This window comes from Pseudomonas chlororaphis subsp. aurantiaca (assembly GCF_013466605.1).
In the GTDB taxonomy this organism is placed as follows: Bacteria; Pseudomonadota; Gammaproteobacteria; order Pseudomonadales; family Pseudomonadaceae; genus Aquipseudomonas; species Aquipseudomonas chlororaphis_I.
The window spans coordinates 366,980-392,978 of sequence record NZ_CP059162.1; the positions used below are offsets into that span (position 1 = coordinate 366,980).

The following is a 25,999-nucleotide window of genomic DNA, read 5'->3' on the forward strand; positions in this document are numbered from 1 at the left end:
ACCCAAGGAGTGTGCACCATGAGTATTTTTAGCTTTGTGAAAGAAGCGGGCGAAAAGCTTATTGATTTGTTGACGCCGGGTAACGCCAATGCGAGCGAACAGTTGAAGGAGCACATCGCCAAGGTCGGCCTGGGTAACCCCAACGTCCAGGCTACCGTGGAAGGCGACAAGGTCATCGTGACCGGAGAAGTGGCCAGTCAGGAAGAGAAGGAAAAGATTCTGCTGGCAGTGGGCAATATCGAAGGTGTCGGCAGCGTGGACGACCAGATCACCGTCACCGGTCCTGTGGCTGCCGCCGCGCGTTTCGTCACCGTGAAGAAAGGCGACACCCTCAGCGCCATTTCCAAGGCCGTGTACGGCGACGCCAACAAGTACAACAAGATCTTCGAGGCCAACAAGCCGCTGCTGTCGCACCCGGATAAGATCTATCCGGGCCAGGTACTGCGCATTCCTGAGTAATGCTCGGTCTGTAGCCGCTGCCGAAGGCTGCGATAAGGTCCGAAGGACCTTCAGCGATCAACATCGTTGCGACCGTTTCACGGTCGATCGCAGCCTGCGGCAGCGGCTACAGGATTGCTCTACAGTCCCTCGATCAATTCTCGATAATCCCCCAGCGCGGCAAACTCCGCGGTGTCTTTCGGCCCCTTGCGGCTATCCGGTTCACTCACCGCCAACAAATGGGCCACGCCGAAATTCCGCGCGCTGCGCAGGATTGGCAGGGTGTCGTCGATAAACAGGCTGCGTGCCGGATCGAAGTCGATATCTGCTTGCAGCGCATCCCAGAACTGCGGGTTCTCCTTGGCGAAGCCGTAATCGTGGGAACTGATCAAACGTTCGAAGTAGGGTGCCAGCTCGACTTTTTCCAACTTCAATGACAACGAGTCGCGGTGCGCATTGGTGATCAGCACCACGCGTTTGCCGGCCTGCTTGATCGCCGCGAGAAAGATGTCGGCGTCCGGGCGCAGGGCGATCAGGTGGGCGGTCTCCAGCTTCAGTTCGCGCACCGGCAACTTCAGCTCGGCGCTCCAGAAGTCCAGGCAATACCACTGCAATTGTCCGGCGTTACGTTCGAACAGCGGCTGCAGTTCCATTTCCGCCATGGCGCGGCTGACGCCATGCAGCTCGGCATAGCGCTGGGGCAGGTGCTCCATCCAGAAGTGGTTGTCGTAGTGCAGGTCCAGCAAGGTCCCGTCCATATCCAGCAGAACGGTATCGATGTCGCGCCAGGGCAGTAAGGGCATGGAAAACGTCTCGAACGGGAGAAAGATATCCGACACAAACAATCGGGAAAGCCGCGTTATAGTAGCGCGTTCACGCCAAGGAGCCTTTTATGCGCCAGAAACCCACCGTACTCGCTCGCGAGATCGTCGCCACCAGCCGTCTGTTTTGCGTCGAAGCGGTGCAACTGCGCTTTTCCAACGGTGTGGAGCGCACCTACGAGCGCCTGGTGGGCAAGGGCGCGGGCTACGGCGCAGTGATGATCGTGGCGATGCTCGATGCCGATCACGCGGTGCTGGTCGAGGAATATTGCGGCGGCACCGACGCCTACGAGCTGTCGCTGCCCAAGGGCCTGATCGAGCCCGGCGAGGATGTGCTGGCGGCGGCCGAGCGTGAGCTCAAGGAGGAGGCCGGTTTTGGCGCGCGGCAGCTGGAACACCTGACCGAGTTGTCGTTGTCCCCCGGTTACATGAGCCAGAAGATCCAGGTGGTGCTGGCCACCGACCTCTACGAAGAACGGCTGGAGGGCGACGAGCCCGAGCCGATGCGCGTGGACAAGATCAACCTGCGCGAGCTGTCGAGCCTGGCGCAGAACCCACAATTTACCGAAGGTCGCGCCCTGGCCGCGTTGTACCTGGCCCGCGACCTGCTGACCCAGCGCGGTGCCTTTCAAGCATGAGCGAACAATCGATGAATTTTCCCCACCCGTTGCTGGCGCCGGTGATCGATCTGGCCTTGAAGGCCGGCGAGGCGATCCTGCCGTTCTGGCGCGCCAACGTCTCCGTCACCAGCAAGGCCGACGAGTCGCCGGTGACCGCGGCCGACCTGGCGGCCCACCACCTGATCGTGCAGGGCCTGACCGCGCTGGACCCGAGCATCCCGGTGCTCTCCGAAGAAGACGCCGACATCCCTCGGGACGTGCGTGCCGGCTGGCAGCGCTGGTGGCTGGTGGACCCGCTGGACGGTACCAAGGAATTCATCTCCGGCAGCGAAGAGTTCACCGTCAATATCGCCCTGATCGAACAGGGGCGGGTGGTGTTTGGCGTGGTGTCGATGCCGACCAGCGGTCGCTGCTATTTCGGCGGCGCCGGCCTTGGGGCATGGCGCGCGGACAAGGGCGAGGCGCCGGTGGCGATCCACGTGCGTGACAGCCTGACGGCGGGTGAAGCCTTCACCGTGGTCGCCAGCCGTCGGCATACCAGCCCCGAGCAGGAACGTCTGTTGGCCGGGCTGAGCGCGACCCTGGGCGAGTTGCAGCTGGCGAACATCGGCAGCTCGTTGAAGTTCTGCCTGCTGGCCGAAGGCGCGGCGGATTGTTATCCGCGTCTGGCACCGACCTCGCAGTGGGACACCGCGGCGGCCCAAGGCGTGCTGGAGGGTGCTGGAGGCGAGGTGCTGGATCTGAGTGGCGCGCCGTTCTGCTACCCGGCGCGGGAGTCGCTGCTCAACGGCTTCTTCCTGGCGCTGCCGGCCAAGGCCGCATGGCGTGGGCGCTTGCTGGAACTGGCGCGGGGCTGATTCTGTAGCCGCTGGCGCAACCAGTGATCGGGCTGGGCGGTACTGCGCCGAAGCGGCCCTGGATCGACTTCCGTCTGACAGACCGCGTTAGCGGTTTACGACTGCTGCGCAGCCGATCGCAGGCTGCGCCCGCGGCTACAGGGTTACCGATGCAACACGTATTGCCCGGTAAAGCGCACCGCATCTTCATCGCTGCCGGCATTCACCACCCGGGTGTGCAGGATCAGCCGCGCGCGGCCGTAGCGCTCATACATGCTGATAAACCGGTGCCAGACCTCTTCGCTCGGCGCGGCGCAGATGGCCGTGGCGTCGCTGGTCACCGGCAGTGGGTAGTTGATCTGCCCTTCCTGAATCACGATGTGCCCGTCGTCGATCCCCGCTTCTTTCAACCGCAGGTGCAGCCAGCCCCAGCCGGCCAGCACCGCGCCGCAATACAGGCTGCCGCCGAACATGGTGCTCTTGTGGTTGACGTTGGCTTCCAGCGGCAGTTGCAGGCGCAGCTCATGTGCGTGCCAGTCGAGCACTTTCAGGCCCATGTCCCGCGTCAGGGGAATGTCGTGATGGAGGATGGATTCCAGGTGACGACTGTCGCGGTTCATGCAAGGCCTCGATGGTGAAAATGGTGCTTTAACAAGGTTAGTCGGCATCGTTCAATCGATGTCGTCGCTACCAGAACTGGCGCTGCTGTCGCCGAAGCTCAGGCCGTGTTTGCGCAGTTTGTCATGCAGGGTCTTGCGTGGAATACCCAAGGCTTCGGCAAGGCTGCGCAGCGAGTTGTGGGAGCGGGCCAGCTCGGCGGCGATCAGGCTCTTTTCGAAGTTTTCCACCTGTTCGCTCAGGCCACCCTCGACCCGCGTCGGCGCCGGTTGCGGGGTGCCATCCGGCGCGCTGTTGTCCAGGGCCAGCTCCAGGCCGAGGGCGAAGCGTTCGGCGGCGTTCTGCAGTTCGCGCACATTGCCCGGCCAGTTGTGGCGCAGCAGCAGGGCGCGTTGCCCCGGTTGCAGTTCGTGGGGCGGCAGGCCGTGGCGGGCGCTGGCCTCGTCAGCGAAATGCTGGAACAGAAGCAAGGCGTCTTCGCCGCGCTCGCGCAACGGTGGAATGCGCAGCGGCGCGACATTCAGGCGGTAGTAGAGGTCGGCGCGGAAGCGTCCCTGGTCGGCCGCCTGGCGCAGGTCTTCCTTGGTCGCGGCGATGATGCGGATGTCCAGCGGGATCAGTTGATTGCCGCCCAGGCGCTCCACCACCCGCTCCTGCAGCATGCGCAGCAGCTTGACCTGTACATCCAGGCTCATGCTTTCGATTTCATCGAGGAACAGCGTGCCGCCGTTGGCGAATTCGAACTTGCCGATGCGGCGTTTCTGCGCGCCGGTAAAGGCCCCCGGCTCGTGGCCGAACAGTTCGCTTTCGACCACCGATTCGGCCAGGGCGCCGGCGTTGATCGCCACGAACGGACCGTTGCGCCGACTCGACAGGTCGTGCAGCGCTCGCGCCACCACTTCCTTGCCGGCGCCGGTCTCGCCGAGGATCAGCACGTCGGCCTTGGTCGCCGCCAGGGCGCCGATCTGCTCGCGCAGACGCCGCATCGGCGCGGACAGCCCGACCAGCCGCGCGCTGAGCTCCTGGCGGTCGCTCAGGGCCAGGCGCAGGCTGCGGTTGTCCAGGACCAGGCGGCGCAGCGCCAGGGCCCGGCGCACGCTGTCGAGCAGGGCATCGCTGGCGAAGGGTTTCTCCAGGAAGTCATAAGCCCCGGCGCGCATCGCCTGCACCGCCAGCGGCACATCGCCGTGGCCGGTGATCAACAGCACTGGCAGCTCAGGGTCCTGGCCGTGCAGCTCGCTGAGCAGCTCGAGGCCGTCCATGCCGGGCATGCGGATGTCGCTGACCACTACGCCCGGCCAGTCGCGCTCCAGGCGCGTGGCCAGGCCCTGGGCTTCACCCAGCGGCAGGATCTTCAGCCCGGCCAGGTCCAGGGTCTGGCTCAGGGCCTGGCGCAGGTGCGGATCGTCGTCGATCAGCACTACCTGCACGTCGCTGGTGATCGGTGTACTCATACGCTGCGGTCCTCGGACGGTTGCAGGCTCACTCCCGGCGCGCCGGCGCGCAGCCTCAGGGTAATCAGGGCGCCGCCTTCGCGGTGGTTGGAGAACGACAGTTCACCGCCAAAGGCGCGCATCAGGGTGTCGCAGATCGCCAGGCCCAGGCCAAGGCCCTGGGTGCGGGTCTTGGTGGTGTAGAAAGGCTCGCCGGCGCGGCCCAGGGCCTCCATGCAGAAGCCCGGGCCGTTGTCGCGAATGTACAGATTGACGCCCGTGGCGGTGGATTCGGCACTCAGCCAGAGTTTGCGCGGCGGGCCTTTTTCGGTCAGCGCATCCAGGGCGTTGGCCAGCAGGTTGCCGAGCACCTGGCGCAACCGCGTCTCCCCGGCCTCGACCCACAGGGTGGCCGCCGGCAGGTCGCGGATCAGCTCCACTTCCATCGCCCGTCGGCGCTTGGCCAGCAGCGCCAGGGCATCGTCCAGCGCCGGTTGCAGGGCAACGCTTTCCGGCGCGTGGCGGTCGCGGCGGGCAAAGGCGCGCAGGTGGGCGATGATCGAGGCCATGCGCCCGGTCAATTCGCTGATCAGCTTGAGGTTGCCGCGGGCGTCCTCGGTGCGCTGATGGTCCAGCAGCACCTCGGCGTTTTCCGCGTAGCTGCGGATCGCCGCCAGTGGCTGGTTGAGTTCATGGCTGATGCTCGCCGACATGGTGCCCAGGGCCGAGAGCTTGCCGGCCTGCACCAGGTCGTCCTGGGCGCGCACCAGTTCCTGCTGGGCGTGCTCGCGCTCCAGCACTTCCTGCCTGAGGCGACGGTTGAGGCCTTCCAGGTCGCTGGTACGTTCGGCCACGCGCATTTCCAGCTCGCGCCGGGCCTTGGCTTCGAAGGCGATGCGCTCCAGGTAGTGGCGACGGCGCTGCATCATCAGCCCGAGCAACAGCATCAGCACCAGCAGCGTGGCGCCGCCCACCGCCACCACCGTGCGCACCGGGCGGTCGATCAGGGTGCGCGGGGCCAGGATGCTCACGCTCCAGCCGGTTTCGTCGATCTGTCGGGTCTGGGTCAGCCAGGCGCTGGAGTCGAGGTTCAACGGCCGTGGATCGCGGGTCGGGTAGGGCTGGATGGCGACTATGGCCTTGCTTTCTTCTTCGCTCAGCGGACGGGTCGAGCGGAAGCGCCATTCTGCCCGCGAGGTGAGAATCACCACGCCATTGTGGTCGGTGACCACCAGTTGCTCAGGGGTCTTGCCCCAGAGGCTTTCGGTGTGGTCCAGGTCGACCTTGACCACCAGCACGCCGATGATTTTCTCGCCGTTGCGCACGGCGGCGGCGAAGAAATAACCACGCTTGGCCGAGGTGGTGCCCAGGCCGAAGAAGCGCCCCAGGCGCCCGGCCATGGCCTCGCTGAAATACGGGCGGAAGGAGAAGTTACGGCCGACAAAACTGTCGTGTTTGTCCCAGTTGGACGCCGCCAGGGTATTGCCGGAGGTGTCCATCAGGTACATCACTTCGGCCCCGGTCTGGGCGCTGATGTTTTTCAGCAGGCGGTTGGCGTTGCCCTGGGTCACGCCGTCGTCCGGCGCACCGAGAACTGCACGCAATGCCGGCAGCTCGCCGAGAATCTGCGGCAGCACTTCATAGCGGTGCAGGGTGCCCAGCAGGTTGGCGACGTAGAGGTCGAGGGTCTGGCGGTTCTGGCCCGCCAGTTCGCTGCGGTAATAACGCTCGGCCAGGTGCTCCAGCGGCCACAGCAGCGGCGCCAGGCACAGGGCCAGCAAAGCCAGGCTACGCCAGCGGGGGCGTCGGGGGAGAGGTGGGGTCATGAGAGCCGTGCGCCTGTGAGTACAAGCGCATTATGCCTAGCCCTGCCCGGCAAGACACTCGTGCAATGCGCTGCGCCACTCAGGCTGGACCACGCTCCACTCTCGCGCCAGGCGGCTGCAGTCGAGGCGGGAGTTCAGGGGGCGCGGTGCGGGTGTCGGATAGGCGCTGGAGGGGATTGCCTCCAGGGTCGCGCAGGCCTTGCCCCGGGCCAACAGGTGTTCGCCGATGGCCGTGGCGAAGCCGAACCAGGAGGTCTCGCCACCAGCGGTCAGGTGGTAGGTCCCCCATTCTCCTGGCTTGCCCGCCTGCCAGCGCTCGATCAGCGCGGCGGTGCTGGCGGCGATGGTGCTGGCCCAGGTCGGCGCGCCGATCTGGTCGGCCACCACGCGTAAGTGCGGTTTTTCCTGCAACAGGCGTTGCATGGTCAGCAGGAAGTTCTTGCCGGTGTTCGAATACACCCAGCTGGTGCGCAGGATCAGGTGTTCGCCACCGACTGCGCTGATGGCCCGTTCGCCGGCCAGTTTGCTCTGGCCGTAGACGCTCAGTGGGTTGGGTTCATCGTCTTCGGTGTAGGGGGCCTGCTTGCTGCCGTCGAAGACATAATCGGTGGAGTAGTGAATCAGCGGGATCCCCAGTTCCCGTGCCTCCTCAGCAAACACCCCGGGGGCGCTGGCATTGATCGCAAAGGCCAGCTCCGGCTCGCTCTGGGCCTGATCGACGGCGGTGTGGGCGGCCGCGTTGATGATCAGTTGCGGGCGCAGGCTGCGTACCTGTTGGCGAATGGCGTCCGGGTTTGTCAGGTCGAGCAGGCCGCGCCCGGGCACGATCAATTCGTGCTGGTTTCCCAGGCGCTGTTGCAGGGCCTGGGAGACCTGGCCGTGCTGGCCGCTGATCAGGATCTTCAACCGGCTGCTCATGGGAACAGCTCGGCTTCGCTGAGCAACTTGCCAGCCTGATCCTTGGCCGAGAGCTGCGCCGGGCCCGTGAGTTGCCAGTCGATGGCCAGGGTCGGATCGTCCCAGCGAATGCAGCGTTCGGACGCCGGGGTGTAGTAGTCGGTGGTCTTGTAGAGGAACTCGGCGTACTCGCTCAGCACCACGAAACCGTGGGCGAAGCCTTCCGGTACCCACAGCTGGCGGTGATTGTCCGCGGACAGCCGCACCCCGACCCATTTGCCGAAGTGTGGCGAGCTGCGGCGGATGTCCACTGTCACGTCGAGCACTTCGCCGGCGACGACCCGCACCAGTTTTCCCTGGGTGTTTTCGATCTGGTAGTGCAGGCCGCGCAGCACGCCCTTTTGCGAGCGCGAATGGTTGTCCTGGACGAACTGGGTGCGCACGCCGGTCGCGGCTTCGAACGCCTTGGCATTGAAGCTCTCGTAGAAAAAACCGCGCTCGTCGCCAAAGACCTTGGGCTCGATGATCAGCACGCCGGGCAGTTCGGTGGCCAGGACCTTCATTGGGCTTCTCCCGCCAGGCTGTAGAGGTATTGCCCGTAACCGGTCTTGCCGAAGTACTTGGCGTGCTCGAGCAAGTGCTCGCGGTCGATCCAGCCCTGGTTGTAGGCGATTTCCTCGAGGCAGGCGACTTTCAGGCCCTGGCGGTGCTCGATGGTCTGCACATACTGCGAGGCTTCCAGCAGGCTGTCGTGGGTTCCGGTGTCGAGCCAGGCGAAACCACGGCCGAAACGTTCGACACTGAGGTCGCCGCGTTGCAGGTAGGCATTGTTGACGTCGGTGATTTCCAGCTCGCCGCGTGCCGAAGGCTTGACCGCCTTGGCGATGCTGACCACCGAGTTGTCGTAGAAATACAGCCCGGTCACGGCATAGCTGGACTTGGGATGCAGGGGTTTTTCTTCGATCGACAGGGCATTGCCCTGTTCGTCGAAATCGATCACGCCAAAGCGCTGGGGGTCCTTGACCCAGTAGCCGAAGACCGTCGCTCCGGAGGGTTTCGACGCGGCGTTCTGCAGCTTCTCGGTGAAGTGCTGGCCGTGGAAGATGTTGTCGCCGAGGATCAGGCACACCGGGTCGTCGCCAATGAATTCCTCGCCGATCAGGAACGCCTGCGCCAGGCCGTCCGGCGACGGTTGTTCGGCGTAGCTGAAACGCACCCCGAACTGGCTGCCGTCACCCAGCAGGTTGCGGTACTGCGGCAGGTCCTGGGGCGTGGAAATCAGCAGGATGTCCTTGATGCCGGCCAGCATCAGCACCGAGATCGGGTAATAGATCATCGGTTTGTCGTAGACCGGCAGCAGTTGCTTGGATACACCCAGGGTGATCGGGTGCAGGCGGGTGCCCGAGCCACCCGCCAGAACGATACCTTTCATCATGCGATCAGATCCTTGAAGTCAGTGAAGCCCAGCCGTTGCCCTTGATAGCTGCCGTCCTGCACGTGCTGGCACCATTCCTGGTTGTCCAGGTACCACTGCACGGTCTTGCGCAGGCCGCTGGCGAAGGTTTCTTGTGGTACCCAGCCCAGTTCGCGCTCGATCTTGCCGGCGTCGATGGCGTAGCGCAGGTCATGGCCGGGGCGGTCCTGGACGAAGGTGATCAGGTCGGCGTAGTGCTGCACGCCTTCGGGCTTGCGTGGCGCCAGTTCTTCCAGCAGTTGGCAGATGCCGCGCACCACGTCGATGTTTGTCTGTTCGTTGTGGCCGCCGATGTTGTAGGTCTCGCCGACCACGCCTTCGGTCACTACCTTGAGCAGGGCGCGGGCGTGGTCTTCGACGAACAGCCAGTCACGCACTTGCAGGCCGTTGCCATACACCGGCAGTGGCTTCCCGGCCAGGGCGTTGAGGATCACCAGCGGGATGAGCTTTTCCGGGAAGTGGAACGGCCCGTAGTTGTTCGAGCAGTTGGTGACCAGTACCGGCAGGCCGTAGGTGCGCTGCCAGGCGCGGACCAGGTGGTCGGACGCGGCCTTGCTGGCGGAGTAGGGAGAGCTGGGGGCGTAGGGCGTGGTTTCGGTGAACAGGTCGTCGACGCCGTGCAGGTCGCCGTACACCTCGTCGGTGGAAATATGGTGGAAGCGGAAGGCGCTTTTCTCCGCTGCCGGCAGGGTCTGCCAATAGGCGCGCGTGGCTTCCAGCAGGCTGTAGGTGCCGACGATGTTGGTCTGGATGAAGTCCGAAGGACCGTCGATGGAACGATCGACATGGGACTCGGCGGCCAGGTGCATGATCGCCTGGGGCTGGAAGCGCTCGAGCAGGGCGCTGACGGTGGCCTGGTCGACGATGTCGGCCTGGACGAACTCGTAGCGGGTGTCGCTGGCGATACTCGACAGCGACTCCAGGTTGCCGGCGTAGGTCAGCTTGTCGAGGTTGAGCACTTCGTGTTCGGTATTGCGGATCAGGTGGCGAACCAGCGCCGATCCAATAAAACCGGCACCGCCGGTAACGAGAATGCGCATATGGGTAGGCCTTCTTCCCTAAGACGTGGAGTCGCAAATGGAGCATAGCTTGTCGGCAGCCAGCGGCCGCTGCAAGGGCCGCCGACGTCTGGCCCGGGTATTGGCATCCTGTTTAGCTTCCCGGCGGCGGTGCAGCCCTTGTCGACTGCCCGGGCCTGGGGGTTGCGTAACGCCCGGCGCAGTGGCGATATACGCATCTGACAATAATTCCAGGGGTCGTTCCATGTTGCTCGCCACGTTGATTCACCGCGCCAGCCTGCCCGGTCCGCAGGTCACCCCACAGCAGGCGCTGGACCTGCTCGAAGTGCACTACGGCCTTGGCGGCACGCTGCAATCGTTGGGCAGCCAGCAGGATCTCAACTACCGGCTCGACAGCCCCCAGGGGCGGTTTGTCCTGAAGATCTGCCGTGGCGACTATGCGGCCCTGGAACTACAAGCCCAGCACGCGGCGCTCAAGCATCTTGGCAACCACCCCGAACTGCACGTACCCCGGGTGATCCTGGCGAAGAACGGCGCCGACCTGCTGTCGCTGGACGTCGATGGCCAGGCGCTGCATGTGCGGCTGCTCGACTACATCGAAGGCCAGCCGCTGACCCACCTCAAGCACCTGGGCCCCGAGCTGGCAGCCGGCTTTGGCCGGCTGTGCGGGCAGATGGACCTGGCCCTGGCGGACTTCCAGCACCCAGGACTTACGCGCACCCTGCAATGGGACGCGCGTCACGCCCATAGCCTGATCCATCACCTGTTGCCGGTGATCGCCGACGAGCAGCAGCGCAGCCTGATCGCCGAAGTGGCCGAGCAGGCAGAGCGCCGTGTGCAGCGTCTGGCCGAGCAGTTGCCGGTGCAGGCGATCCACCTGGACATCACCGACGACAATGTGGTCTGGCAGCGTGACGCCCAGCGCCACTGGCAGGTGCAGGGGGTGATCGATTTCGGCGACCTGATCCGCACCTGGCGCATCACCGACCTGTCGGTGACCTGCGCGGCGTTGCTGCACCATGCCGAGGGCGATCCGTTCTGCATCCTGCCGGCGGTCCGCGCCTATCACGCGGTCAATCCGTTGCAACAGGTCGAGTTGCTGGCGCTATGGCCGCTGATCGTGGCCCGCGCCGCGGTGCTGGTGCTCAGTGGCGAACAGCAGGTAAGCATCGACCCGAACAATCAGTACAGCCGCGACAACCTGAACCACGAGTGGGAAATCTTCCGCGTCGCCACTTCGGTGCCGTTCGAATTGATGGAAGCGGCGATCCTCGGGGCGGTCGGTCAGGCGCTGCCGGCCATCGCCGGCGAAGGTTTCGCCCCCTTGTTGCCGGGCCTGGTGGGGCGCGAGTTCGCCCTGATCGACCTGGGCGTGCTCAGCCCGCACTTCGAGGCCGGCAACTGGGAGCAGCCGGAGATCGATACCCAGCTGTTGCAGCAGGCCGCCGCGGCCCATGGACTGGCGGCCAGTCGCTACGGGCAGTACCGCCTGTCCCGGACCTGTCCGGACAGTGCCGTCGAGCCGGACACCTTCCCCTTGCATGTGCAGTTGCAGGTGCCGTCGGGCACGGCGGTCGAAGCGCCTTTTGCCGGGGTGCTGCACCGCGCCGCCGACGGTGCGTTGCGCCTCGACGGCCCGCAATTGAGTGTGCGGCTATGGGGCGTCACGCCCTCGGTGCATGCCGGCGCGGCGCTGGTCAAAGGCCAGGTGCTGGGGACGGTGGACGGCGGGCTCAAGGTCCAGCTGTGCCGTGGCGTTCAGCTTGATCCGCCGCTGTTCTGTACCCCATCGCGAGCCGCGGCATGGCAGGCGCTGTGCCCGTCGCCGGCGGCGCTGCTGGGCCTGGCCTGCGATGCCGAGCCGGAGCTCGATCCGCAAGCCTTGCTGGCGCGACGCGATGCCAGTTTCGCCCGCTCGCAGAAGCACTATTACGTCGACCCGCCACGTATCGAGCGCGGCTGGCGCAACCATCTGATCGACATGCAGGGCCGTTCCTACCTGGACATGCTCAACAACGTCGCGGTGCTCGGCCACGGACATCCACGGATGGCCGCCGAGGCCGCGCGCCAATGGTCGCTGCTCAACACCAACTCGCGCTTCCACTACGCAGCGATTGCCGAGTTCTCCGAACGTCTGCTGGCGCTGGCGCCGGACTCCATGGACCGGGTGTTCCTGGTCAACAGCGGCAGCGAGGCCAACGACCTGGCGATCCGCCTGGCCTGGGCCTATAGCGGTGGGCGCGACATGCTCAGCGTGCTGGAGGCCTACCACGGCTGGACGGTGGGCGCGGACGCGGTGTCCACCTCGATCGCCGACAACCCCCAGGCCCTGAGCAGCCGCCCGGACTGGGTGCATCCGGTGACCGCGCCCAATACCTATCGCGGCGAGTTCCGCGGCCAGAACAGCACCCCGGATTACGTGCGCAGCGTCGAACACAACCTGGCCAAGCTGGCGGAGCAGAAGCGCCAGCTGGCCGGTTTCATCTGCGAGCCGGTGTATGGCAACGCCGGCGGCATCGCTTTGCCGCCGGGTTACCTGAAGCAGGTCTACGCCCTGGTCCGCGCCCAGGGCGGGGTGTGCATCGCCGACGAGGTGCAGGTCGGCTACGGGCGCATGGGCAAGTTCTTCTGGGGCTTCGAAGAGCAGGGCGTGGTGCCGGACATCATCACCATGGCCAAAGGCATGGGCAACGGCCAGCCGCTGGGGGCGGTGATCACCCGCCGGGAGATCGCCGAAGCGCTGGAGGCCGAAGGTTATTTCTTCTCCTCGGCCGGCGGCAGCCCGGTGAGTTGCCGGATCGGCATGGCGGTGCTGGACGTGATGCAGGAAGAAAAACTCTGGGAAAACGCCCAGGTGGTCGGCGGCCACTTCAAGCAGCGCCTCGAAGCCCTGATCGACCGTTATCCGCTGGTGGGCGCAGTGCATGGCTCAGGGTTCTACCTGGGGCTGGAGCTGATCCGCAATCGCCAGACCCTGGAGCCGGCCACGGAGGAGACCGCCCTGCTGTGCGATCGCCTGCGCGAACTGGGGATCTTCATGCAGCCCACCGGCGACTACCTGAACATCCTCAAGATCAAGCCGCCGATGGTCACCACGCGCCAGAGCGTCGACTTCTTTGTCGACATGTTGGCGAAGGTGCTGGACGAGGGGCTCTGAAGTCACGAGCTACAAGACCGATGCTTCTGTAGGAGCGGGGGGACGCCCAGTCATTGCCCGCGATAGCGCCCTGTACAGATACCCTAAAAACCTCGATAAATACCGATAACAATCGGTATTTATCGTCATATCTTTTCATGGATTATATTTATACACTTCTAAAGTCGATTTTTATCGGATATAAAGTCATCCCTGTCGGGACCCGGCCAAGCCGGGTCCGGCCTTGCCCTTTTCTGTCATCGGCCGATGCCACCATCGGTCCTTTGCTGCTGCCCAGGAGATGATTCATGAGCCGTATCGTTACCGTCGCCGCAACCCAGATGGCCTGTTCCTGGGACCTCGAAGCCAATATCGAGACCGCGGAAAAACTGGTCCGCGAGGCCGCCGCCAAAGGCGCGCAGATCATCCTGATCCAGGAACTGTTCGAGACCCCGTACTTCTGCCAGAAGCCGAACCCGGACTACCTGCAGCTGGCCACCCCGGTGGAAGGCAACGCGGCCATCGCCCACTTCCAGAAGGTCGCCCGGGAGCTGCAGGTGGTGCTGCCGATCAGCTTCTTCGAGCTGGCCGGGCGTGCGCGTTTCAACAGCATCGCGATCATCGACGCCGACGGCAGCAACCTCGGGATTTATCGTAAAAGCCACATTCCGGATGGCCCTGGCTATCACGAAAAGTACTACTTCAATCCGGGCGACACCGGCTTCAAGGTGTGGAACACCCGTTACGCGAAAATCGGCGTGGGCATCTGCTGGGACCAGTGGTTCCCCGAGTGCGCCCGCAGCATGGCCCTGCAAGGCGCGGAGCTCCTGTTCTACCCGACCGCCATCGGCAGCGAGCCCCACGACAAGAGCATCTTGTCCCGCGACCACTGGCAGCGCGTGCAACAAGGCCACGCCGGCGCCAACCTGATGCCGCTGATCGCCAGCAACCGCATCGGCAACGAGGAGCAGGACGGCTACGACATCACCTTCTACGGTTCGTCGTTCATCGCCAACCCGTTCGGCGAGAAGGTTGAAGAACTGAACGAGACTGAAGAAGGTATTCTTGTCCACAGTTTCGACCTCGACGAGCTGGAACACATTCGCAGCGCCTGGGGTTCGTTCCGCGACCGTCGGCCGAACCTGTACAGCGCGATCAAAACCCTCGACGGTTCCCTGGAGTCCTGAACCCATGACCACTTTGCACAGCACCCCTCGCGCCGACGGCTTCTACATGCCAGCCGAGTGGGCGACGCAGACCCAGACCTGGATGATCTGGCCCGAGCGCCCGGACAACTGGCGCCTGGGCGGCAAGCCGGCGCAAGCCGCGCACGTAGCGGTGGCCAAGGCTATCGCCCGCTTCGAACCGGTGACCGTGGCTGTCTCCGCGGGCCAATATGAAAATGCCCGGGCACGCCTGGACGTGCCGAATATCCGCCTGGTGGAGATGTCCAGCGACGACGCCTGGGTCCGGGATACCGGCCCGACCTTCGTCATCAACGACAAGGGCGAAGTCCGTGGCGTGAACTGGGACTTCAACGCCTGGGGCGGTTTCGACGGCGGCCTGTATTCGCCGTGGAACCGTGACTCGCAGGTGGGCGGCAAGATCCTCGAGATCGAGCGCAGCCCGCGTTACCGCACCGAGGGCTTCGTGCTCGAAGGCGGCTCGATTCACGTCGACGGCGAAGGCACGGTGATCACCACCGAAGAGTGCCTGCTCAACCGCAATCGCAACCCGCACCTGAACCGTGCCGAGATCGAAGCGGTGCTCAGCGCCCACCTGGCGGTGGATAAGGTCATCTGGCTGCCGGACGGCCTGTACAACGACGAAACCGACGGCCATGTGGATAACTTCTGCTGCTACGTGCGCCCGGGCGAAGTGCTGCTGGCCTGGACCGACGACCCGCAGGACCCGAACTACCCGCGCTGCCAGGCGGCGCTGAAAGTGCTGCAAGACAGCACCGATGCCAAGGGGCGCCCGTTCACGGTGCACAAGATGCCGATTCCTGGGCCGCTGTACGCGACCGAAGAAGAGTGCGCGGGCGTCGACCCGGTGGATGGCACCCAGGAACGTAATCCGTCGGTGCGCCTGGCCGGTTCCTATGTGAACTTCCTGATCGTCAACGGTGGCATCATCGCCCCGAGTTTCGACGACCCCCTGGATGCCCAGGCCAAGGAAATCCTGCAGAACCTGTTCCCGCAACACGAGGTGGTGATGGTGCCGGGTCGCGAGTTGTTACTGGGGGGCGGAAATATCCATTGCCTTACCCAACAGCAACCGGCGCCGCACAAGGTTTGAGTGTTGTTGTAACAGCCTGTGACGCCTGATTGACGGGCTGCTACATGGATCCAATCCGGCGTCGCCCGGCAAGCCCGCAGCCCTTATGGACTGCGGGTTTTTTTGTATCCGAAAGCCCGCAGTCGCGAGACCTTGGCATAGCTCTTGTATCTCTCGCGAGGTCACTCTGAGGCTGGTGGAACTGCGATGTTCTGTCATAAACCTTGGATAAGTTAGCCGCTCACAAACCGGGAGAGAGCGCTGGAGATGAATAGGGTCAGCGAGCGGACTTCACATCCCTTGGCAATGAATAGCGAATCGCTTCAGGTTCTGGCGCAATGGTTGAAAGCCAATGGAACGCGACAGGTCCGGGAAACCGACCCACGCCGGATGATCCTCGATCGTTACCCTGCTGGTTTGTTCAGCGAGGCGGAACTCGAAGCGTTGTGGGATGTGTTGGAAGGATAAGCAAACAACGGATTGGTAAAAGCGCTGCCCGGATGGCAGCGCTTTTTTTTTGCGCGAATGTAGCCGCTGCCGCAGGCTGCGATCGGCCGCACAGCGGACGCCAGGCCGCCGCCGCGCTCAGGCGATGGCTGGCCGCATCCCTGACTGCTTTTCAGAAGCTGTAGGTACCGGTCACCACCAGGCTGCGCGGATCGCCGAATTGGATCTGCCCGGCGCTGGTGGCCGAGGAGTAGTAAGTGCGGTCGCTGATGTTGTTCAGCGCGGCCCGCAGGTCCCAGTCCTTCTGCCGGAAGCCGGCCAGGGCGTCCCAGCGGCCGTAGCCCGGAAGCATCACGGTATTGGCATTGTCGGCATAACGATCACCCACCAGGGTCAGGCCAGTCTCGGCGTACCAGCCCATTTCCGGTTTCCAGGTCACGAACAGGCTGCCATTGCGCTTGGCCACGTTGTTCACCCGGTTACCTTCGTCACCGTTATTGCTCTTGACCACAGTCGCGTCCTGCAGGCCGATGCCACCGCGTATCGACCAGTTGCCGACGATCTTGCCGGCCGCGCTCAGTTCCACGCCGCGTGAGCGCTGCAGGCCGGTCAGCAGGATCACGTTCGGATCTTCCACGCTGCGGCTGCGGCGGTTGTAGAGCTCCAGCTCATAGACCGCCAGGGTGGTGCTGAAGCGGTCGTCGAGCCAGTCGCTCTTGACCCCGATTTCCTTCTGCCGGGTACGTTCGGGGCTCAGGTCGTTGGTGTTGCCGTTGGCGTTCGGGGTGATGCCGATCAGGCCACCGCCGACGGGGGAGAAGCTCTTGCTCCAGGAGGCGTAGAAGGAATGGTTCTCCAACGGGGTCCAGACCACGCCCAGGCGCGGGCTGGTGCTGTGGCTGTCGCGGTCGTCCTTGCGATCGAGAAGCTTGTTGTGGGTCTCGACGTTGAAATTGTCGTAGCGCAGGCCGGCGAGCACTTGCCACTGATCGTTCAGGCGCAGTTGGTCCTGGACATAGACGGCGCGGCTTTCCACCTCGCTGTGGTTGTAGCTGGACGCCACCATTTTTCCGGTGTGGCGCAGGTTTTTATCCGGGTTGAACGGGTCCAGGGACGGCACGGCCTGGCCACCGGCGCTGACCGCCGCTGCGGTGTAGAGCTTCGGATCGCGTCGCTGGCTGCCCAGATCGACACCCGTCAGCAGCCGGTGCTCGAGGCCGAAGGTATCGAAGGTGCCTTCGACTTCGAGGTTGTTGTAAATGTTGCGGGTGTTCAGGTCCTGCTGCCAGTGCTGGCGGTTCACCCGCTTGGTGCGGCTGTCGTAGCCGGTCTGGTAGGTGTTGTCGAAATCGCTGTTGAGCTTGAACAGGCTCAGGGTATGGCGCAGTTGCCAGTTGTCGTTCAGCTCGTAGCTGAGCTTGGAGCGCAGGGACTGGGACTTGTCGTCGATGTAGTCGCGCTTGTCGCCGTAAGTGGTGTCGCGACTCACGTCCGCCGGGCGCCCGTCGATCCCCGGGATGCCGCGGTCCGGCGTGCGGTTGTAGCGGCTGTATTCGTACTGCACCAGCCAGTTCAGGTCCGGCGTCAGCTGCCAGCTCATGGACGGCGCGAACAGCTGGCGACTGCCACTGACGCCGTCGCGGAAGCTGTTGTTGTCCTGGTTGCCCATGTTCAGGCGCAGGCTGATGTTGTCGCTGGGGTCGGCGCTGAGGTCGGCATACAGGCTGCGCAGGTCTTCGCTGCCGCCTTTGACTTCGACGCTGGAATGGCGGCCGAACTGCGGCAGCTTGCTCACCCGGTTGACGATCCCACCCTGGCTGCCACGGCCGTAGAGCACCGCCGCCGGGCCCTTGAGCACCTCGATGCGCTCGATGTTGTGCAGGTCGCGTACGTACTGGCTGTCGTCACGGACGCCGTCGAGGTAGAAGTCGTTGCTGGCGTCGAAGCCGCGAATGCGCAGGCTGTCGAAGCGGGTGTCGGCGCCGCTGCTGACGTTGGGAATGCCGCTCAGGGCCGTGCCCAGATCGTTGATGCCGTAGTCCAGCAGGTTGCTGGTCTTCACCGCGTCGATGGCTTGCGGCACATAGCGCACCGGCGTGGCGGTGCGGGTCGCGGTGCTGACTTCCTTGACCCGTGGATCATCGGCATCGACTTCTGCGCTGATGGCGGTGGCCGGCAGGGTGGTCGGGGCGGCGCAGGTGAAACCGGCCGTCAGCGAGGCGCAAAAGCCAAGGGTGAGGGGAGTCAGGCGGAAGGGGGCAGGCATGGAAAAACGCATCCAGAAGGGTGAAGGAAACAGTGGTCGCGAATGGTAATGCTTGCTATTTACTTTTGTTAATTATTCTTGGAAAGTTCCCCGGGCGGATTGTTTCAATTTGTGTCTTGATTGAGAAGTGGATACACGGCCGATTCGACCGATTCCCGAAACAGACTAAAAGCCATTCCAGCGTTTTTCGCCGCGGGCCACGGGCATAGTCTGCCGCCATCGAATTTATCGGCCTTTGTCCCGGAGCCTTGCATGTCGGCAGCGACCCTTCATTACATCTACGATCCCTTGTGCGGCTGGTGCTACGGCGCCAAGCCGCTGGTGCAGGCGGCCCAGGCGGTGCTGCCGGTGGTGGCCCATGGCGGCGGCATGATGACCGGGCGCAACTGCCAGCCGGTTTCGCCGCAACTGCGCGACTACGTCATGCCCCATGACCGGCGCATTGCCGAATACACCGGGCAGCCGTTCGGCGAGGCTTACTTCGAAGGGTTGCTGCGCGATCATTCGGCGGTCTTCGATTCGGCCCCGCCGATCGCCGCGGTACTGGCGGCGCAGGCGCTCGCCGGGCGTGGCCTGGAATTGCTCGGGCGCTTGCAGACGGCGCATTACGTCGAAGGGCGACGCATCGCCGATGTCGACGTACTGCTGGAGCTCGCCGAAGACCTGGGCTTTGAACGCGACGAGTTCGAAGAAGCCTTCGAGTACGCCGCGGCGAACAGCCTGAACGAGCACATCAAGGCCAGCCGCGCCTTGCTGGCCCGGGTCGGTGGCCAGGGTTTTCCGACCCTGGTGCTGGAACAGGACGGTCAGTTCAGGCTGATCGATATCAGCCCCTGGCTGGGCAAGCCGCAGGCATTCGCCGATTGGCTGAACGAGGCCTTCGGTACGCCCGAGGTCGAGCTTTCACCCAGCCTTCAGGCCTGTGGCCTGGACGGTTGCGCCCTTTGAACCACCCACTTATTGGCGGAGTCACCCATGGATAACCTGGCACTGATCAAAAGCACCTACGAAGGCGCCAACTCCCAGGAGAACGCGAAAAACACCGCCGCCGCCCTGGCCGCCAATGCGCGCTGGACCGAGGCGGCAGGTTTTCCCTACGCCGGCACCTACGTCGGTTTCGATGCCGTGGTGGAGAATGTCTTCAAGCGCCTGGCCACCGAATGGGAGGGGTTTGCCTTCACCGTCGAGAACTATGTGGCCCAGGGCGACAAGGTGTTCGCCTACGGCAACTACAGCGGCGTCTATAAAGCCACGGGCAAACCGCTGAATGCCCGGGTGGCCCATTTGTGGACGCTCAAGGATGGCAAGGTCACGCACTTCGAACAGTTCGTCGACAGCCATACTGTGCAACTGGCCATCAAGGATCGGTGAGTTCTTAGACGATTTTTGCCTATTTTCAGACGATTCTTGAAATTGACACACTGTTCGGGGCGCGGCTAGGATTCGCGCCAACGCCTGTGGCCAACGGCCATAACATTCAAATAATAAAAGGCCCGCCGCGATTCTTCGTGGGCGGGTCTTTTTGTTCTGGCCTGAAAAAAGAGCGCTTAAGCGCCGTTTCCAAGGAGCACCACAGTGCGTCATCAACCCGTAATAAGGAAAATAAAATGTTGAACAAGCGGATCGGTCTGATCGCACTGGGGATTCTGAGCGCTACTCAAGCCATGGCTAACGACCAGGCTGAGTCCAAGGGTTTTGTCGAAGATAGCAGCCTGAAAATCCTGCTGCGCAACGCCTACATCAATCGCGACAAGAAAAACGGTAACGATGACCAGCGCGAGTGGGGTCAAGCGGCCATCGGTACCTTCTCGTCGGGCTTCACCCAAGGCACCGTGGGCGTGGGTGTCGACGCCTTCGGCCTGTACGGCCTGCGCCTGGATAAAGGCAGCCACAGCGGCGGCCAGGGCATTGACTTCTTCAAGCCAAGCGAAGGCGGCAACAAGAGCCCGGCAGGCGACCTGGCCAAGGCCGGCGCCGCGGTTAAGTTCCGCCTGTCCAACACTGTCTTGACCTACGGTGACCAGATGCCGGCCCTGCCGGTGCTGAGCTACGACAATGGTCGTCTGCTGCCGGAAAGCTACACCGGTACCCTGATCACCTCTAAAGAGATCAAGGGCCTGGAGTTGAACGCCGGTCGTTTCACCGCCGAATCGCGTAAAAGCGCCGAAGGCCGTGACAGCGGTGGCCTGAAGTCGATCAACGTATTGGGCGGCAGCTACCAGTTCACCGAACAGTTCAAGGGCTCGCTGTACGCTTCCGACGTCGAAGACGTGCTGAAGAAGCAGTACGTGAACCTGAACTACGTATTCCCGCTGGCCACCGACCAGTCCCTGACCCTGGACTTCAACGGCTACCGCACCAAGCTGGACAAGTCCTATGCAGAAGACGTCAATGCGGGCGGCCAGGACAACAAGATCTGGAGCCTGGCAGCCACTTACGCCACCGGCCCGCACTCGTTCACCCTGGCGCACCAGCGCAGCACCGGCGACAGCAACCTGGGCTACGCCTACGGCGGCTACCAGCGTGGTCAGAATCGCGTGGGCGACGGTGGCAACACCATCTACCTGGCGAACTCCTACTGGTCTGACTTCAACGCCGAAGACGAACGCAGCTGGCAGCTGGGCTACGGCCTGGACTTCGGCGCCTTCGGCGTACCGGGCCTGACTTACAACCTGGCCTATGTACGTGGTGACAACATCACCTCCACCAACAGCGATGGCCAGACCACCACTGGCGGCACCGAGCGTGAAATCTTCAACCAGTTCAAGTACGTGGTCCAGAGCGGCCCGGCCAAGGACCTGAGCATCAAGGTTCGTAGCTCGATCCTGCGCGTATCGCAGAAATCCGCCGGCTACAACGACAGCGGTAACGAACTGCGTGTGTTCGTCGACTACCCGATCAACGTGTTCTGATAAGCGTCTGATCGCGGCCTGATGCCAGGCCGGCAAACGGAAAAGCCCCGACTGGTTCGGGGCTTTTTTGTGGGTGGGGATAAGTTTCCGGGTATTCGTATCAGAATAAAAACTACCTATTCATTCGTATCCGTACTAGGCTCAAGGTATCACTCACTGACCCACGGAGGCCCGCTCATGACCGCCCCGTCCGCCGTTCAAGCCGCCCCCCATGACCTGGATACCCCGGAAGCCAGCCGGGTGGCGCTGAAGTTCTTCTTCAACCTCATGCAGCAATGGGGCTGCAGCGCCGAGCAACAGCGCACGCTGCTGGGCAAGGTCGGCAACACCACGCTCTACAAGTACAAACAGCTGCCGGCCAATGTACGCCTGCCCCACGATACCCTGGAGCGCATCTCCTACCTGATGGGTATCCACAAGGCGCTGAGCATCATCTTCAGCAACAGTCGCGAGCGCGCTTACCAATGGGTCAGCAGCCCGAACACGGCCGCGCCGTTCAACGGCCGGACCGCCCTCGACTACATGCTCGCCGGCCGTGTGGTGGACATCGCCGACGTGCGCCGCTACCTCGACGGCGTGCGCGGCTGATGGCGGCGCCACTGGCTTCGCCGGCATGGCCGCGCGCCTACCGGATCGTCAACAGCTGCTTTCCGCCCATCAGCCTGTTCGAGGACGTGCTCGACCCCGAGGACCTGCAAACCGCCTACGCCCTGGAAGCGCTGACCAACGACCGGCTGCGCGAACAGGCCGGCGAGCTGTCCCGGGTGCTGCCCGAAGACCGCATTGCCGGCCCGGGCTCGACGCCGGTCATGGCGGCCTTCACCCATATCGGCAAGGCCAGCCGCTTCACCGATGGCAGCTACGGCGTCTACTACGCCGCCAGCAGCCAGGCCGCGGCCATCGCCGAAACCTGCTACCACCAGGAACGGTTCCTCGCCGCCACCAACGAGCCGGATCTGGAACTGACCATGCGCACCTACGTCAACCAGGTGCTCAAGCCCCTGCACGACATCCGCGCCGACCATCCACAGCTGCACGACCCCGATCCCGCCCGCTATGGCGCTGCCCAGGTCTTCGCCCGCGAGCTGCGCGACACCCGGTCCTGGGGCCTGCTGTACAACAGCGTGCGCCTCGAAGGACACGAATGCATCGCCGCCTTCCGCCCGCCGGCGGTGTCGATCCCCAAGCAGGGCAAGCATCTGCGTTATGTGTGGAATGCCAGCAGCCAGAGGATTTCGTTTGTGTTCGAGGTGAGTGCGGTGTGAGGTTGGCAGGGTGATGGCTCATAGCCATCAATCTTGCTACAGTCTGCTCCCCCAATTCCGTCACGGATGATCTCGATGTTCCGTTCCTTGCTATCCGGACTTTGCCTGCTGGCTTTCACCAGCGTTGCCCATGGCAAAGACGCCGCGACTCCCGAGCAGTTGCTGGCTGAGTTCTCGCGCTGCGATGCGCAGTTTTTCGAAACCCTGAACAATTCCCGCTTACCTGCTGGCACCTTGAGCCTGGCCAGGTCCGGCTCGGTCATGGCGCCCAAGGTAATGAACCCGCTGCAGGAAGGCGGGCGCTATCAAGCCTTCGACCAGCCGTTGGTGGTCAACGGCGTGCGCCTGGTGGGTTACTACAACGAAGCGCAGTCGCTGAACAAGCTCGGCAGCTTTCTGTTCTGGGGCTTTGTCGCCGAAGGGGAGGTCAAGGATGTCGCCGCGAGCCTGAGACCGCTGGTGGCGAACAATGCGCGCCTGGTGCCTCAGCGCACGGCATTCAGCCGAGTGGAGATTCGCCGGGTCGGCGATCCGATCCAGCAATGGCGTACCGAGGGCCTGAGCGGCCCGGGTGTGGCCACGCCTTTCGGTTTCGTCGAGCGGATATTCACGGTCGATAAAGGTGTCGCAGAGGCCCCGATAGCCGGGCGCACTACTATCTTCTGCTCGCTCCAGGGCACCGTCACCGCGCCCTTGCTGCAGGTGTACCGCCCAGACCTCAACGCCCATCTGCTGGACTGAACAACATGCCTTCACTGTATTTTCGTGGCTTGATCCTGCTGACCTGTTCGCTGGCCGTTATTGGCTGCGCCAGCCTGCAAACGCCAGAACAAGCCAACTTCGCCCATTGCCGTGCCGTGGGTCAGGCCTCCAAGGCCGAAAACTATGAGCTGGTGCTGCAACAGGCCAACCTGTGCCTGGAAAAAAACCAGCTGTCGGGCAAGATGCAGAGCATGGTGTATTGGCTCAAGTCCGATGCCTATGCCAGCCTCAAGCGCTACCCGGAAGCCATCGCCGCCAAGGAAAAGTCCATCGAAGTGAGCCCGACGCTTGAACCGCGCGCGGTCCTCGATCTGAGCCTGCTCTATCGCCAGGCAGGTAACCCGCAGAAAGCCCTGCAACTGGTGCAATCCAACATGGATGCGGGCCTGGGCGAAGCGGGCAAGGGCGCAGGTTTCAACATGCCGACCTACTATCACCTGGGCCTCTCGCTCAACGATCTGGGGCAATACCGCGAAGCCGCCGAAGCTTTCAGCGCCGGCCTGCAAAAACAGCCGGACTTCGCCTGGGCCTACTACCATCGTGGCGAAGCCTACGAGCACCTGGGCCTGGCCGACGATGCCCACAGCGACTTCACCCAGTTTGCCAAGCGGGTGGACCAGAAGTACGTAGAAGCCGAGCAGAAAACCAAGCTGGCCGAGTACAAGATTGCCCTGCCCTGAGCGGCTGCTCGAAGGAAGAAACACCCATTAAAAAGGCCCGCAGCGATGCGGGCCTTTTGTTTGCGGGCAAAGGCGTCAATTCTGGGTTTCTACCGCCTGAAAGCTCTGCAGATAAGCCAGCAGATTGTCGATCTTCTCCTGATCGCTCAGCCCCCAGAAAATCATCCGCGTGCCGGGCACCACGGCCTTTGGGTCTTCCAGGTAGGCCACCAGTTTGTCGCGGGTCCAGACGATGCCGGAGGACTTCATCGCGTCGGAGTAGTGATAGTCCGCCACGCCCCCCGCCGTGCGCCCGAAAATGCCATTGAGCTGTGGCCCGAAAGAGCTGCGCACCGAAGGGCCGATATTGTGGCAGCCGCCGCAAATGCGCTTGAACAGCTTGCCGCCGGCCTCGGCATCGCCCGCTGCTTCTGCCTGGGCGTGGAGCGACAGCAGGCTGAGCATCAGGGCCAAGGTCAGGGCGATAGTGTTTTTCATGTTCGGCTCCGGATCGGGTGTGGCTTGTGGCAAAAAGCGGGGGGCTATTTGAGCATGCTTGGCGGGTGTTGGGGATGGCCATCAGGGGAAAGGAACGGGATGAGGCCATAACCCCCAGGCCTTGTGTCGTGCCGGGACCCGGCGGCGCAGGTCTGACGGGGCGCACTATACTTTTCAGAAGATTTGCCCCGGGGATAGAGGCAATGTTCCAGCAGGCTTGGGAGGAGGGTTAGGCATCGGTGTGGCGCTGCGGTTGGGCGACGTTGCGTTTGCACGGCCACAGAACAACCGGCACAGGATGACCAGAAAATGGCGATAGCAATCATCTTGGTTCTAGTCGTTGTCGCTTCAGTGCTGTTTCACCTGCTTGCTCCCTGGCAAATGACGCCGGCTGCCTCCAACTGGGGGTCGATAGACACCACGCTGCTGATCACCCTGGTCATCACCGGCATCTTTTTCATCGCCATCACGGTATTCATGGCCATTGCCGTGATTCGGTTCCGTCATCGGGAAGGTGTCCGGGCGCACTACCAGCCGGAAAGCAAGAAGCTGGAAGGGTGGCTGGTCATCCTCACCTCGCTGGGCATCATCGGCATGCTGGCGCCTGGCCTTGTGGTCTACAACGATTTCGTCCAGGTGCCGCAAGAGGCTACCCAGCTCGAAGTGATTGCCCAGCAGTGGCAGTGGGCCTTTCGCTTTCCCGGACAGGACGGAAAACTCGGCAAGGCGGATGTCAAATGGATCGATCCCGGCAATCCCTTCGGTCTTGATCGCAACGACCCTGCGGGGCAGGACGATGTACTGATCATGAACAATGAAGTGCGCCTGCCCATCGATCGGCCGGTCAAGGTCCTGCTGCGTGCGAAGGATGTACTGCACAATTTCTATATTCCGCAGATGCGCGCAAAGATGGATATGGTGCCGGGCATGGTGTCCCACTTCTGGTTCACCCCGACCAGGCTCGGCAAGTTTGAAGTGCTGTGCGCGGAATACTGTGGCCTGGGTCACTACAATATGCGCGGCCATCTGGTCGTCGAGGAGCAGGGCGCTTTCGACCAATGGTTCGCCAGCCAGCCGACCTTTGCCCAGACGCTGACGAACGTCGCCACGCCGAGCCGGGACAGCCTGCTGGAAAAAGGCCGCCAGCTGGTGGAAAGCCATGGCTGCCTCGCCTGCCATAGCCAGGACGGCAGCACCAGCCTGGGCCCGGGCTGGAAGGACCTGTACGGCCGCTCGGAACAGCTGGCCGATGGCACCCGCGTCCAGGTCGACGAGGCCTACCTCAAGGAGTCGATTCTCGAGCCGCAGGCCAGGCTGGTCCAAGGCTATCCGCCGGTCATGGTGGCCTATACTTTCACCCAGGATGACCTGGCCGCGGTGGTGGCCTTCATCAAGTCGCTGAGCGCTGTGGGGCAGAACGAGCAAGGTCCCGCAGACGCACATGACGAGCTGGCGGCGCAGGGACAGCGGCTGGCCGAATCGCTGGGTTGCCTGGCCTGCCACAGTGTCGATGGCAGCCAGGGTATCGGCCCGAGCTGGCAGGGTTTGTACGGCAAGACGGAAACCCTGGCCGATGGTTCTCAGATCAAGGTCGATGAGGGCTACCTGAAGGACTCCGTGCGCCAACCTGGCGCCGCGATCGTCAAGGGTTATGCCGCAGTGATGCCGACCCTTACCCCCAATGACAAGGAACTGGACGCTCTGATCGCCTTCATCAAGTCGAAAGCTGCTGTCGACGCGGATGCCGGCAAGGTGGAATCGGGCAAGTCGCCGTAAATAGCCGGAAATGCTCCGA

At 63.4% G+C, this 25,999-nt stretch carries 25 protein-coding genes; 15 read left to right on the forward strand and 10 right to left on the reverse strand.

Annotation, left to right across the window (positions count from 1 at the left end):
• The first annotated feature begins 18 nt into the window (after positions 1-18).
• Positions 19-459: a peptidoglycan-binding protein LysM gene (lysM, locus tag H0I86_RS01595; protein ID WP_009046477.1), complete on the forward strand. Its 441-nt coding sequence runs from the start codon at positions 19-21 to the stop codon at positions 457-459.
• A gap of 119 nt (positions 460-578) precedes the next feature.
• On the opposite strand, the gene yrfG is transcribed toward lysM, so the two are convergent.
• Positions 579-1,241: a GMP/IMP nucleotidase gene (gene yrfG / locus H0I86_RS01600; RefSeq protein WP_180923656.1), complete on the reverse strand. Its 663-nt coding sequence runs from the start codon at positions 1,239-1,241 to the stop codon at positions 579-581.
• 89 nt (positions 1,242-1,330) lie between these two features.
• Between yrfG and nudE the strand changes: the two genes are divergently transcribed.
• Both nudE and cysQ read left to right on the forward strand, forming a co-directional pair.
• A complete protein-coding gene (nudE, locus tag H0I86_RS01605; RefSeq protein WP_007931715.1) occupies positions 1,331-1,897 on the forward strand; it encodes an ADP compounds hydrolase NudE in 567 nt (188 codons plus the stop codon).
• 11 nt (positions 1,898-1,908) lie between these two features.
• Positions 1,909-2,736: a 3'(2'),5'-bisphosphate nucleotidase CysQ gene (gene cysQ / locus H0I86_RS01610; protein WP_180923657.1), complete on the forward strand. Its 828-nt coding sequence runs from the start codon at positions 1,909-1,911 to the stop codon at positions 2,734-2,736.
• A 143-nt stretch (positions 2,737-2,879) separates the two neighbouring features.
• On the opposite strand, the gene H0I86_RS01615 is transcribed toward cysQ, so the two are convergent.
• The 7 genes from H0I86_RS01615 to rfbB are packed head-to-tail and all read right to left on the reverse strand — an operon-like array spanning position 2,880 to position 10,003.
• Positions 2,880-3,335, reverse strand: a complete 456-nt coding sequence (locus tag H0I86_RS01615) for a YiiD C-terminal domain-containing protein (RefSeq protein ID WP_180923659.1) — start codon at positions 3,333-3,335, stop codon at positions 2,880-2,882.
• A 51-nt stretch (positions 3,336-3,386) separates the two neighbouring features.
• Positions 3,387-4,787: a sigma-54-dependent transcriptional regulator gene (locus H0I86_RS01620; RefSeq protein WP_180923661.1), complete on the reverse strand. Its 1,401-nt coding sequence runs from the start codon at positions 4,785-4,787 to the stop codon at positions 3,387-3,389.
• On the reverse strand, positions 4,784-6,592 hold the full coding sequence (locus H0I86_RS01625; RefSeq protein ID WP_180923663.1) for a sensor histidine kinase: 1,809 nt from the start codon (positions 6,590-6,592) through the stop codon (positions 4,784-4,786). The genes H0I86_RS01620 and H0I86_RS01625 overlap by 4 nt, the downstream gene beginning before the upstream one ends.
• A gap of 36 nt (positions 6,593-6,628) precedes the next feature.
• Complete coding sequence (rfbD, locus tag H0I86_RS01630) at positions 6,629-7,510, reverse strand: dTDP-4-dehydrorhamnose reductase (RefSeq protein ID WP_180923665.1); 882 nt, start codon at positions 7,508-7,510, stop codon at positions 6,629-6,631.
• Positions 7,507-8,052 carry a dTDP-4-dehydrorhamnose 3,5-epimerase gene (gene rfbC / locus H0I86_RS01635; protein ID WP_023970037.1) on the reverse strand — a complete coding sequence of 182 codons (546 nt, stop codon included), beginning with the start codon at positions 8,050-8,052 and terminating at the stop codon, positions 7,507-7,509. The genes rfbD and rfbC overlap by 4 nt, the downstream gene beginning before the upstream one ends.
• Positions 8,049-8,924: a glucose-1-phosphate thymidylyltransferase RfbA gene (rfbA, locus tag H0I86_RS01640; protein ID WP_180923667.1), complete on the reverse strand. Its 876-nt coding sequence runs from the start codon at positions 8,922-8,924 to the stop codon at positions 8,049-8,051. The genes rfbC and rfbA overlap by 4 nt, the downstream gene beginning before the upstream one ends.
• On the reverse strand, positions 8,921-10,003 hold the full coding sequence (gene rfbB, locus H0I86_RS01645; RefSeq protein ID WP_180923668.1) for a dTDP-glucose 4,6-dehydratase: 1,083 nt from the start codon (positions 10,001-10,003) through the stop codon (positions 8,921-8,923). The genes rfbA and rfbB overlap by 4 nt, the downstream gene beginning before the upstream one ends.
• Before the next feature lie 223 nt (positions 10,004-10,226).
• Here rfbB and H0I86_RS01650 point away from each other — a divergent pair, with 223 nt between their 5' ends.
• From H0I86_RS01650 to H0I86_RS01665, 4 genes are all read left to right on the forward strand, one after another.
• Positions 10,227-13,139, forward strand: a complete 2,913-nt coding sequence (locus tag H0I86_RS01650) for an aminotransferase (protein WP_180923670.1) — start codon at positions 10,227-10,229, stop codon at positions 13,137-13,139.
• 287 nt (positions 13,140-13,426) lie between these two features.
• On the forward strand, positions 13,427-14,305 hold the full coding sequence (gene aguB / locus H0I86_RS01655) for an N-carbamoylputrescine amidase (RefSeq protein ID WP_180923672.1): 879 nt from the start codon (positions 13,427-13,429) through the stop codon (positions 14,303-14,305).
• A 4-nt stretch (positions 14,306-14,309) separates the two neighbouring features.
• Positions 14,310-15,416: an agmatine deiminase gene (gene aguA, locus H0I86_RS01660; RefSeq protein ID WP_180923674.1), complete on the forward strand. Its 1,107-nt coding sequence runs from the start codon at positions 14,310-14,312 to the stop codon at positions 15,414-15,416.
• 246 nt (positions 15,417-15,662) lie between these two features.
• The gene (locus H0I86_RS01665; RefSeq protein ID WP_180923676.1) at positions 15,663-15,863 is read left to right on the forward strand and encodes a hypothetical protein; all 201 of its coding nucleotides are present in this window, start codon (positions 15,663-15,665) and stop codon (positions 15,861-15,863) included.
• Between the two features lie 151 nt (positions 15,864-16,014).
• Here H0I86_RS01665 and H0I86_RS01670 read toward each other — a convergent pair whose 3' ends face one another.
• On the reverse strand, positions 16,015-18,108 hold the full coding sequence (locus H0I86_RS01670) for a TonB-dependent receptor (protein WP_180923678.1): 2,094 nt from the start codon (positions 18,106-18,108) through the stop codon (positions 16,015-16,017).
• Between the two features lie 252 nt (positions 18,109-18,360).
• On the opposite strand from H0I86_RS01670, the gene H0I86_RS01675 reads away from it, so the two are divergent.
• From H0I86_RS01675 to H0I86_RS01705, 7 genes are all read left to right on the forward strand, one after another.
• Positions 18,361-19,056, forward strand: coding sequence for a DsbA family protein (locus H0I86_RS01675; RefSeq protein WP_180923679.1), 696 nt, complete (start codon positions 18,361-18,363; stop codon positions 19,054-19,056).
• A 27-nt stretch (positions 19,057-19,083) separates the two neighbouring features.
• Complete coding sequence (locus tag H0I86_RS01680) at positions 19,084-19,479, forward strand: nuclear transport factor 2 family protein (RefSeq protein ID WP_180923681.1); 396 nt, start codon at positions 19,084-19,086, stop codon at positions 19,477-19,479.
• A 236-nt stretch (positions 19,480-19,715) separates the two neighbouring features.
• Positions 19,716-21,020 carry an OprD family porin gene (locus H0I86_RS01685; RefSeq protein WP_180923683.1) on the forward strand — a complete coding sequence of 435 codons (1,305 nt, stop codon included), beginning with the start codon at positions 19,716-19,718 and terminating at the stop codon, positions 21,018-21,020.
• A gap of 177 nt (positions 21,021-21,197) precedes the next feature.
• The gene (locus H0I86_RS01690; RefSeq protein ID WP_180923685.1) at positions 21,198-21,608 is read left to right on the forward strand and encodes an MbcA/ParS/Xre antitoxin family protein; all 411 of its coding nucleotides are present in this window, start codon (positions 21,198-21,200) and stop codon (positions 21,606-21,608) included.
• Positions 21,608-22,285 carry an RES family NAD+ phosphorylase gene (locus H0I86_RS01695; RefSeq protein ID WP_180923687.1) on the forward strand — a complete coding sequence of 226 codons (678 nt, stop codon included), beginning with the start codon at positions 21,608-21,610 and terminating at the stop codon, positions 22,283-22,285. Before H0I86_RS01690 ends, H0I86_RS01695 begins: the two co-directional genes overlap by 1 nt.
• 75 nt (positions 22,286-22,360) lie before the next feature.
• Entirely contained in the window at positions 22,361-23,026 is a 666-nt protein-coding gene (locus H0I86_RS01700) for a hypothetical protein (protein WP_258019386.1), read from the forward strand.
• Between the two features lie 5 nt (positions 23,027-23,031).
• On the forward strand, positions 23,032-23,727 hold the full coding sequence (locus H0I86_RS01705) for a tetratricopeptide repeat protein (RefSeq protein ID WP_180923691.1): 696 nt from the start codon (positions 23,032-23,034) through the stop codon (positions 23,725-23,727).
• A gap of 75 nt (positions 23,728-23,802) precedes the next feature.
• Here the strand turns inward: H0I86_RS01705 and H0I86_RS01710 are convergent, their stop codons facing one another.
• Positions 23,803-24,204 (reverse strand): c-type cytochrome, encoded by a 402-nt coding sequence (locus tag H0I86_RS01710; protein ID WP_180923693.1) that lies wholly within the window; start codon positions 24,202-24,204, stop codon positions 23,803-23,805.
• A 309-nt stretch (positions 24,205-24,513) separates the two neighbouring features.
• Here H0I86_RS01710 and H0I86_RS01715 point away from each other — a divergent pair, with 309 nt between their 5' ends.
• Positions 24,514-25,980, forward strand: a complete 1,467-nt coding sequence (locus H0I86_RS01715) for a cytochrome c oxidase subunit II (protein WP_180923695.1) — start codon at positions 24,514-24,516, stop codon at positions 25,978-25,980.
• Positions 25,981-25,999: the final 19 nt, after the last annotated feature.

What these genes read in the sequence shown, in the direction of transcription:
- H0I86_RS01620 (WP_180923661.1), bottom strand. Translation starts at nt 4,787, where the DNA reads ATGAGTACACCGATCACCAGCGACGTGCAGGTAGTGCTGATCGACGAC.
- rfbB (WP_180923668.1), bottom strand. Translation starts at nt 10,003, where the DNA reads ATGCGCATTCTCGTTACCGGCGGTGCCGGTTTTATTGGATCGGCGCTG.
- nudE (WP_007931715.1), top strand. Translation starts at nt 1,331, where the DNA reads ATGCGCCAGAAACCCACCGTACTCGCTCGCGAGATCGTCGCCACCAGC.
- H0I86_RS01695 (WP_180923687.1), top strand. Translation starts at nt 21,608, where the DNA reads ATGGCGGCGCCACTGGCTTCGCCGGCATGGCCGCGCGCCTACCGGATC.
- H0I86_RS01715 (WP_180923695.1), top strand. Translation starts at nt 24,514, where the DNA reads ATGGCGATAGCAATCATCTTGGTTCTAGTCGTTGTCGCTTCAGTGCTG.
- H0I86_RS01680 (WP_180923681.1), top strand. Translation starts at nt 19,084, where the DNA reads ATGGATAACCTGGCACTGATCAAAAGCACCTACGAAGGCGCCAACTCC.
- H0I86_RS01625 (WP_180923663.1), bottom strand. Translation starts at nt 6,592, where the DNA reads ATGACCCCACCTCTCCCCCGACGCCCCCGCTGGCGTAGCCTGGCTTTG.
- aguB (WP_180923672.1), top strand. Translation starts at nt 13,427, where the DNA reads ATGAGCCGTATCGTTACCGTCGCCGCAACCCAGATGGCCTGTTCCTGG.
- H0I86_RS01665 (WP_180923676.1), top strand. Translation starts at nt 15,663, where the DNA reads ATGAATAGGGTCAGCGAGCGGACTTCACATCCCTTGGCAATGAATAGC.
- yrfG (WP_180923656.1), bottom strand. Translation starts at nt 1,241, where the DNA reads ATGCCCTTACTGCCCTGGCGCGACATCGATACCGTTCTGCTGGATATG.
- H0I86_RS01710 (WP_180923693.1), bottom strand. Translation starts at nt 24,204, where the DNA reads ATGAAAAACACTATCGCCCTGACCTTGGCCCTGATGCTCAGCCTGCTG.
- H0I86_RS01675 (WP_180923679.1), top strand. Translation starts at nt 18,361, where the DNA reads ATGTCGGCAGCGACCCTTCATTACATCTACGATCCCTTGTGCGGCTGG.
- rfbA (WP_180923667.1), bottom strand. Translation starts at nt 8,924, where the DNA reads ATGATGAAAGGTATCGTTCTGGCGGGTGGCTCGGGCACCCGCCTGCAC.
- H0I86_RS01690 (WP_180923685.1), top strand. Translation starts at nt 21,198, where the DNA reads ATGACCGCCCCGTCCGCCGTTCAAGCCGCCCCCCATGACCTGGATACC.
- H0I86_RS01670 (WP_180923678.1), bottom strand. Translation starts at nt 18,108, where the DNA reads ATGCCTGCCCCCTTCCGCCTGACTCCCCTCACCCTTGGCTTTTGCGCC.
- H0I86_RS01705 (WP_180923691.1), top strand. Translation starts at nt 23,032, where the DNA reads ATGCCTTCACTGTATTTTCGTGGCTTGATCCTGCTGACCTGTTCGCTG.
- rfbC (WP_023970037.1), bottom strand. Translation starts at nt 8,052, where the DNA reads ATGAAGGTCCTGGCCACCGAACTGCCCGGCGTGCTGATCATCGAGCCC.
- aguA (WP_180923674.1), top strand. Translation starts at nt 14,310, where the DNA reads ATGACCACTTTGCACAGCACCCCTCGCGCCGACGGCTTCTACATGCCA.
- rfbD (WP_180923665.1), bottom strand. Translation starts at nt 7,510, where the DNA reads ATGAGCAGCCGGTTGAAGATCCTGATCAGCGGCCAGCACGGCCAGGTC.
- H0I86_RS01615 (WP_180923659.1), bottom strand. Translation starts at nt 3,335, where the DNA reads ATGAACCGCGACAGTCGTCACCTGGAATCCATCCTCCATCACGACATT.
- cysQ (WP_180923657.1), top strand. Translation starts at nt 1,909, where the DNA reads ATGAATTTTCCCCACCCGTTGCTGGCGCCGGTGATCGATCTGGCCTTG.
- H0I86_RS01650 (WP_180923670.1), top strand. Translation starts at nt 10,227, where the DNA reads ATGTTGCTCGCCACGTTGATTCACCGCGCCAGCCTGCCCGGTCCGCAG.
- lysM (WP_009046477.1), top strand. Translation starts at nt 19, where the DNA reads ATGAGTATTTTTAGCTTTGTGAAAGAAGCGGGCGAAAAGCTTATTGAT.
- H0I86_RS01700 (WP_258019386.1), top strand. Translation starts at nt 22,361, where the DNA reads ATGTTCCGTTCCTTGCTATCCGGACTTTGCCTGCTGGCTTTCACCAGC.
- H0I86_RS01685 (WP_180923683.1), top strand. Translation starts at nt 19,716, where the DNA reads ATGTTGAACAAGCGGATCGGTCTGATCGCACTGGGGATTCTGAGCGCT.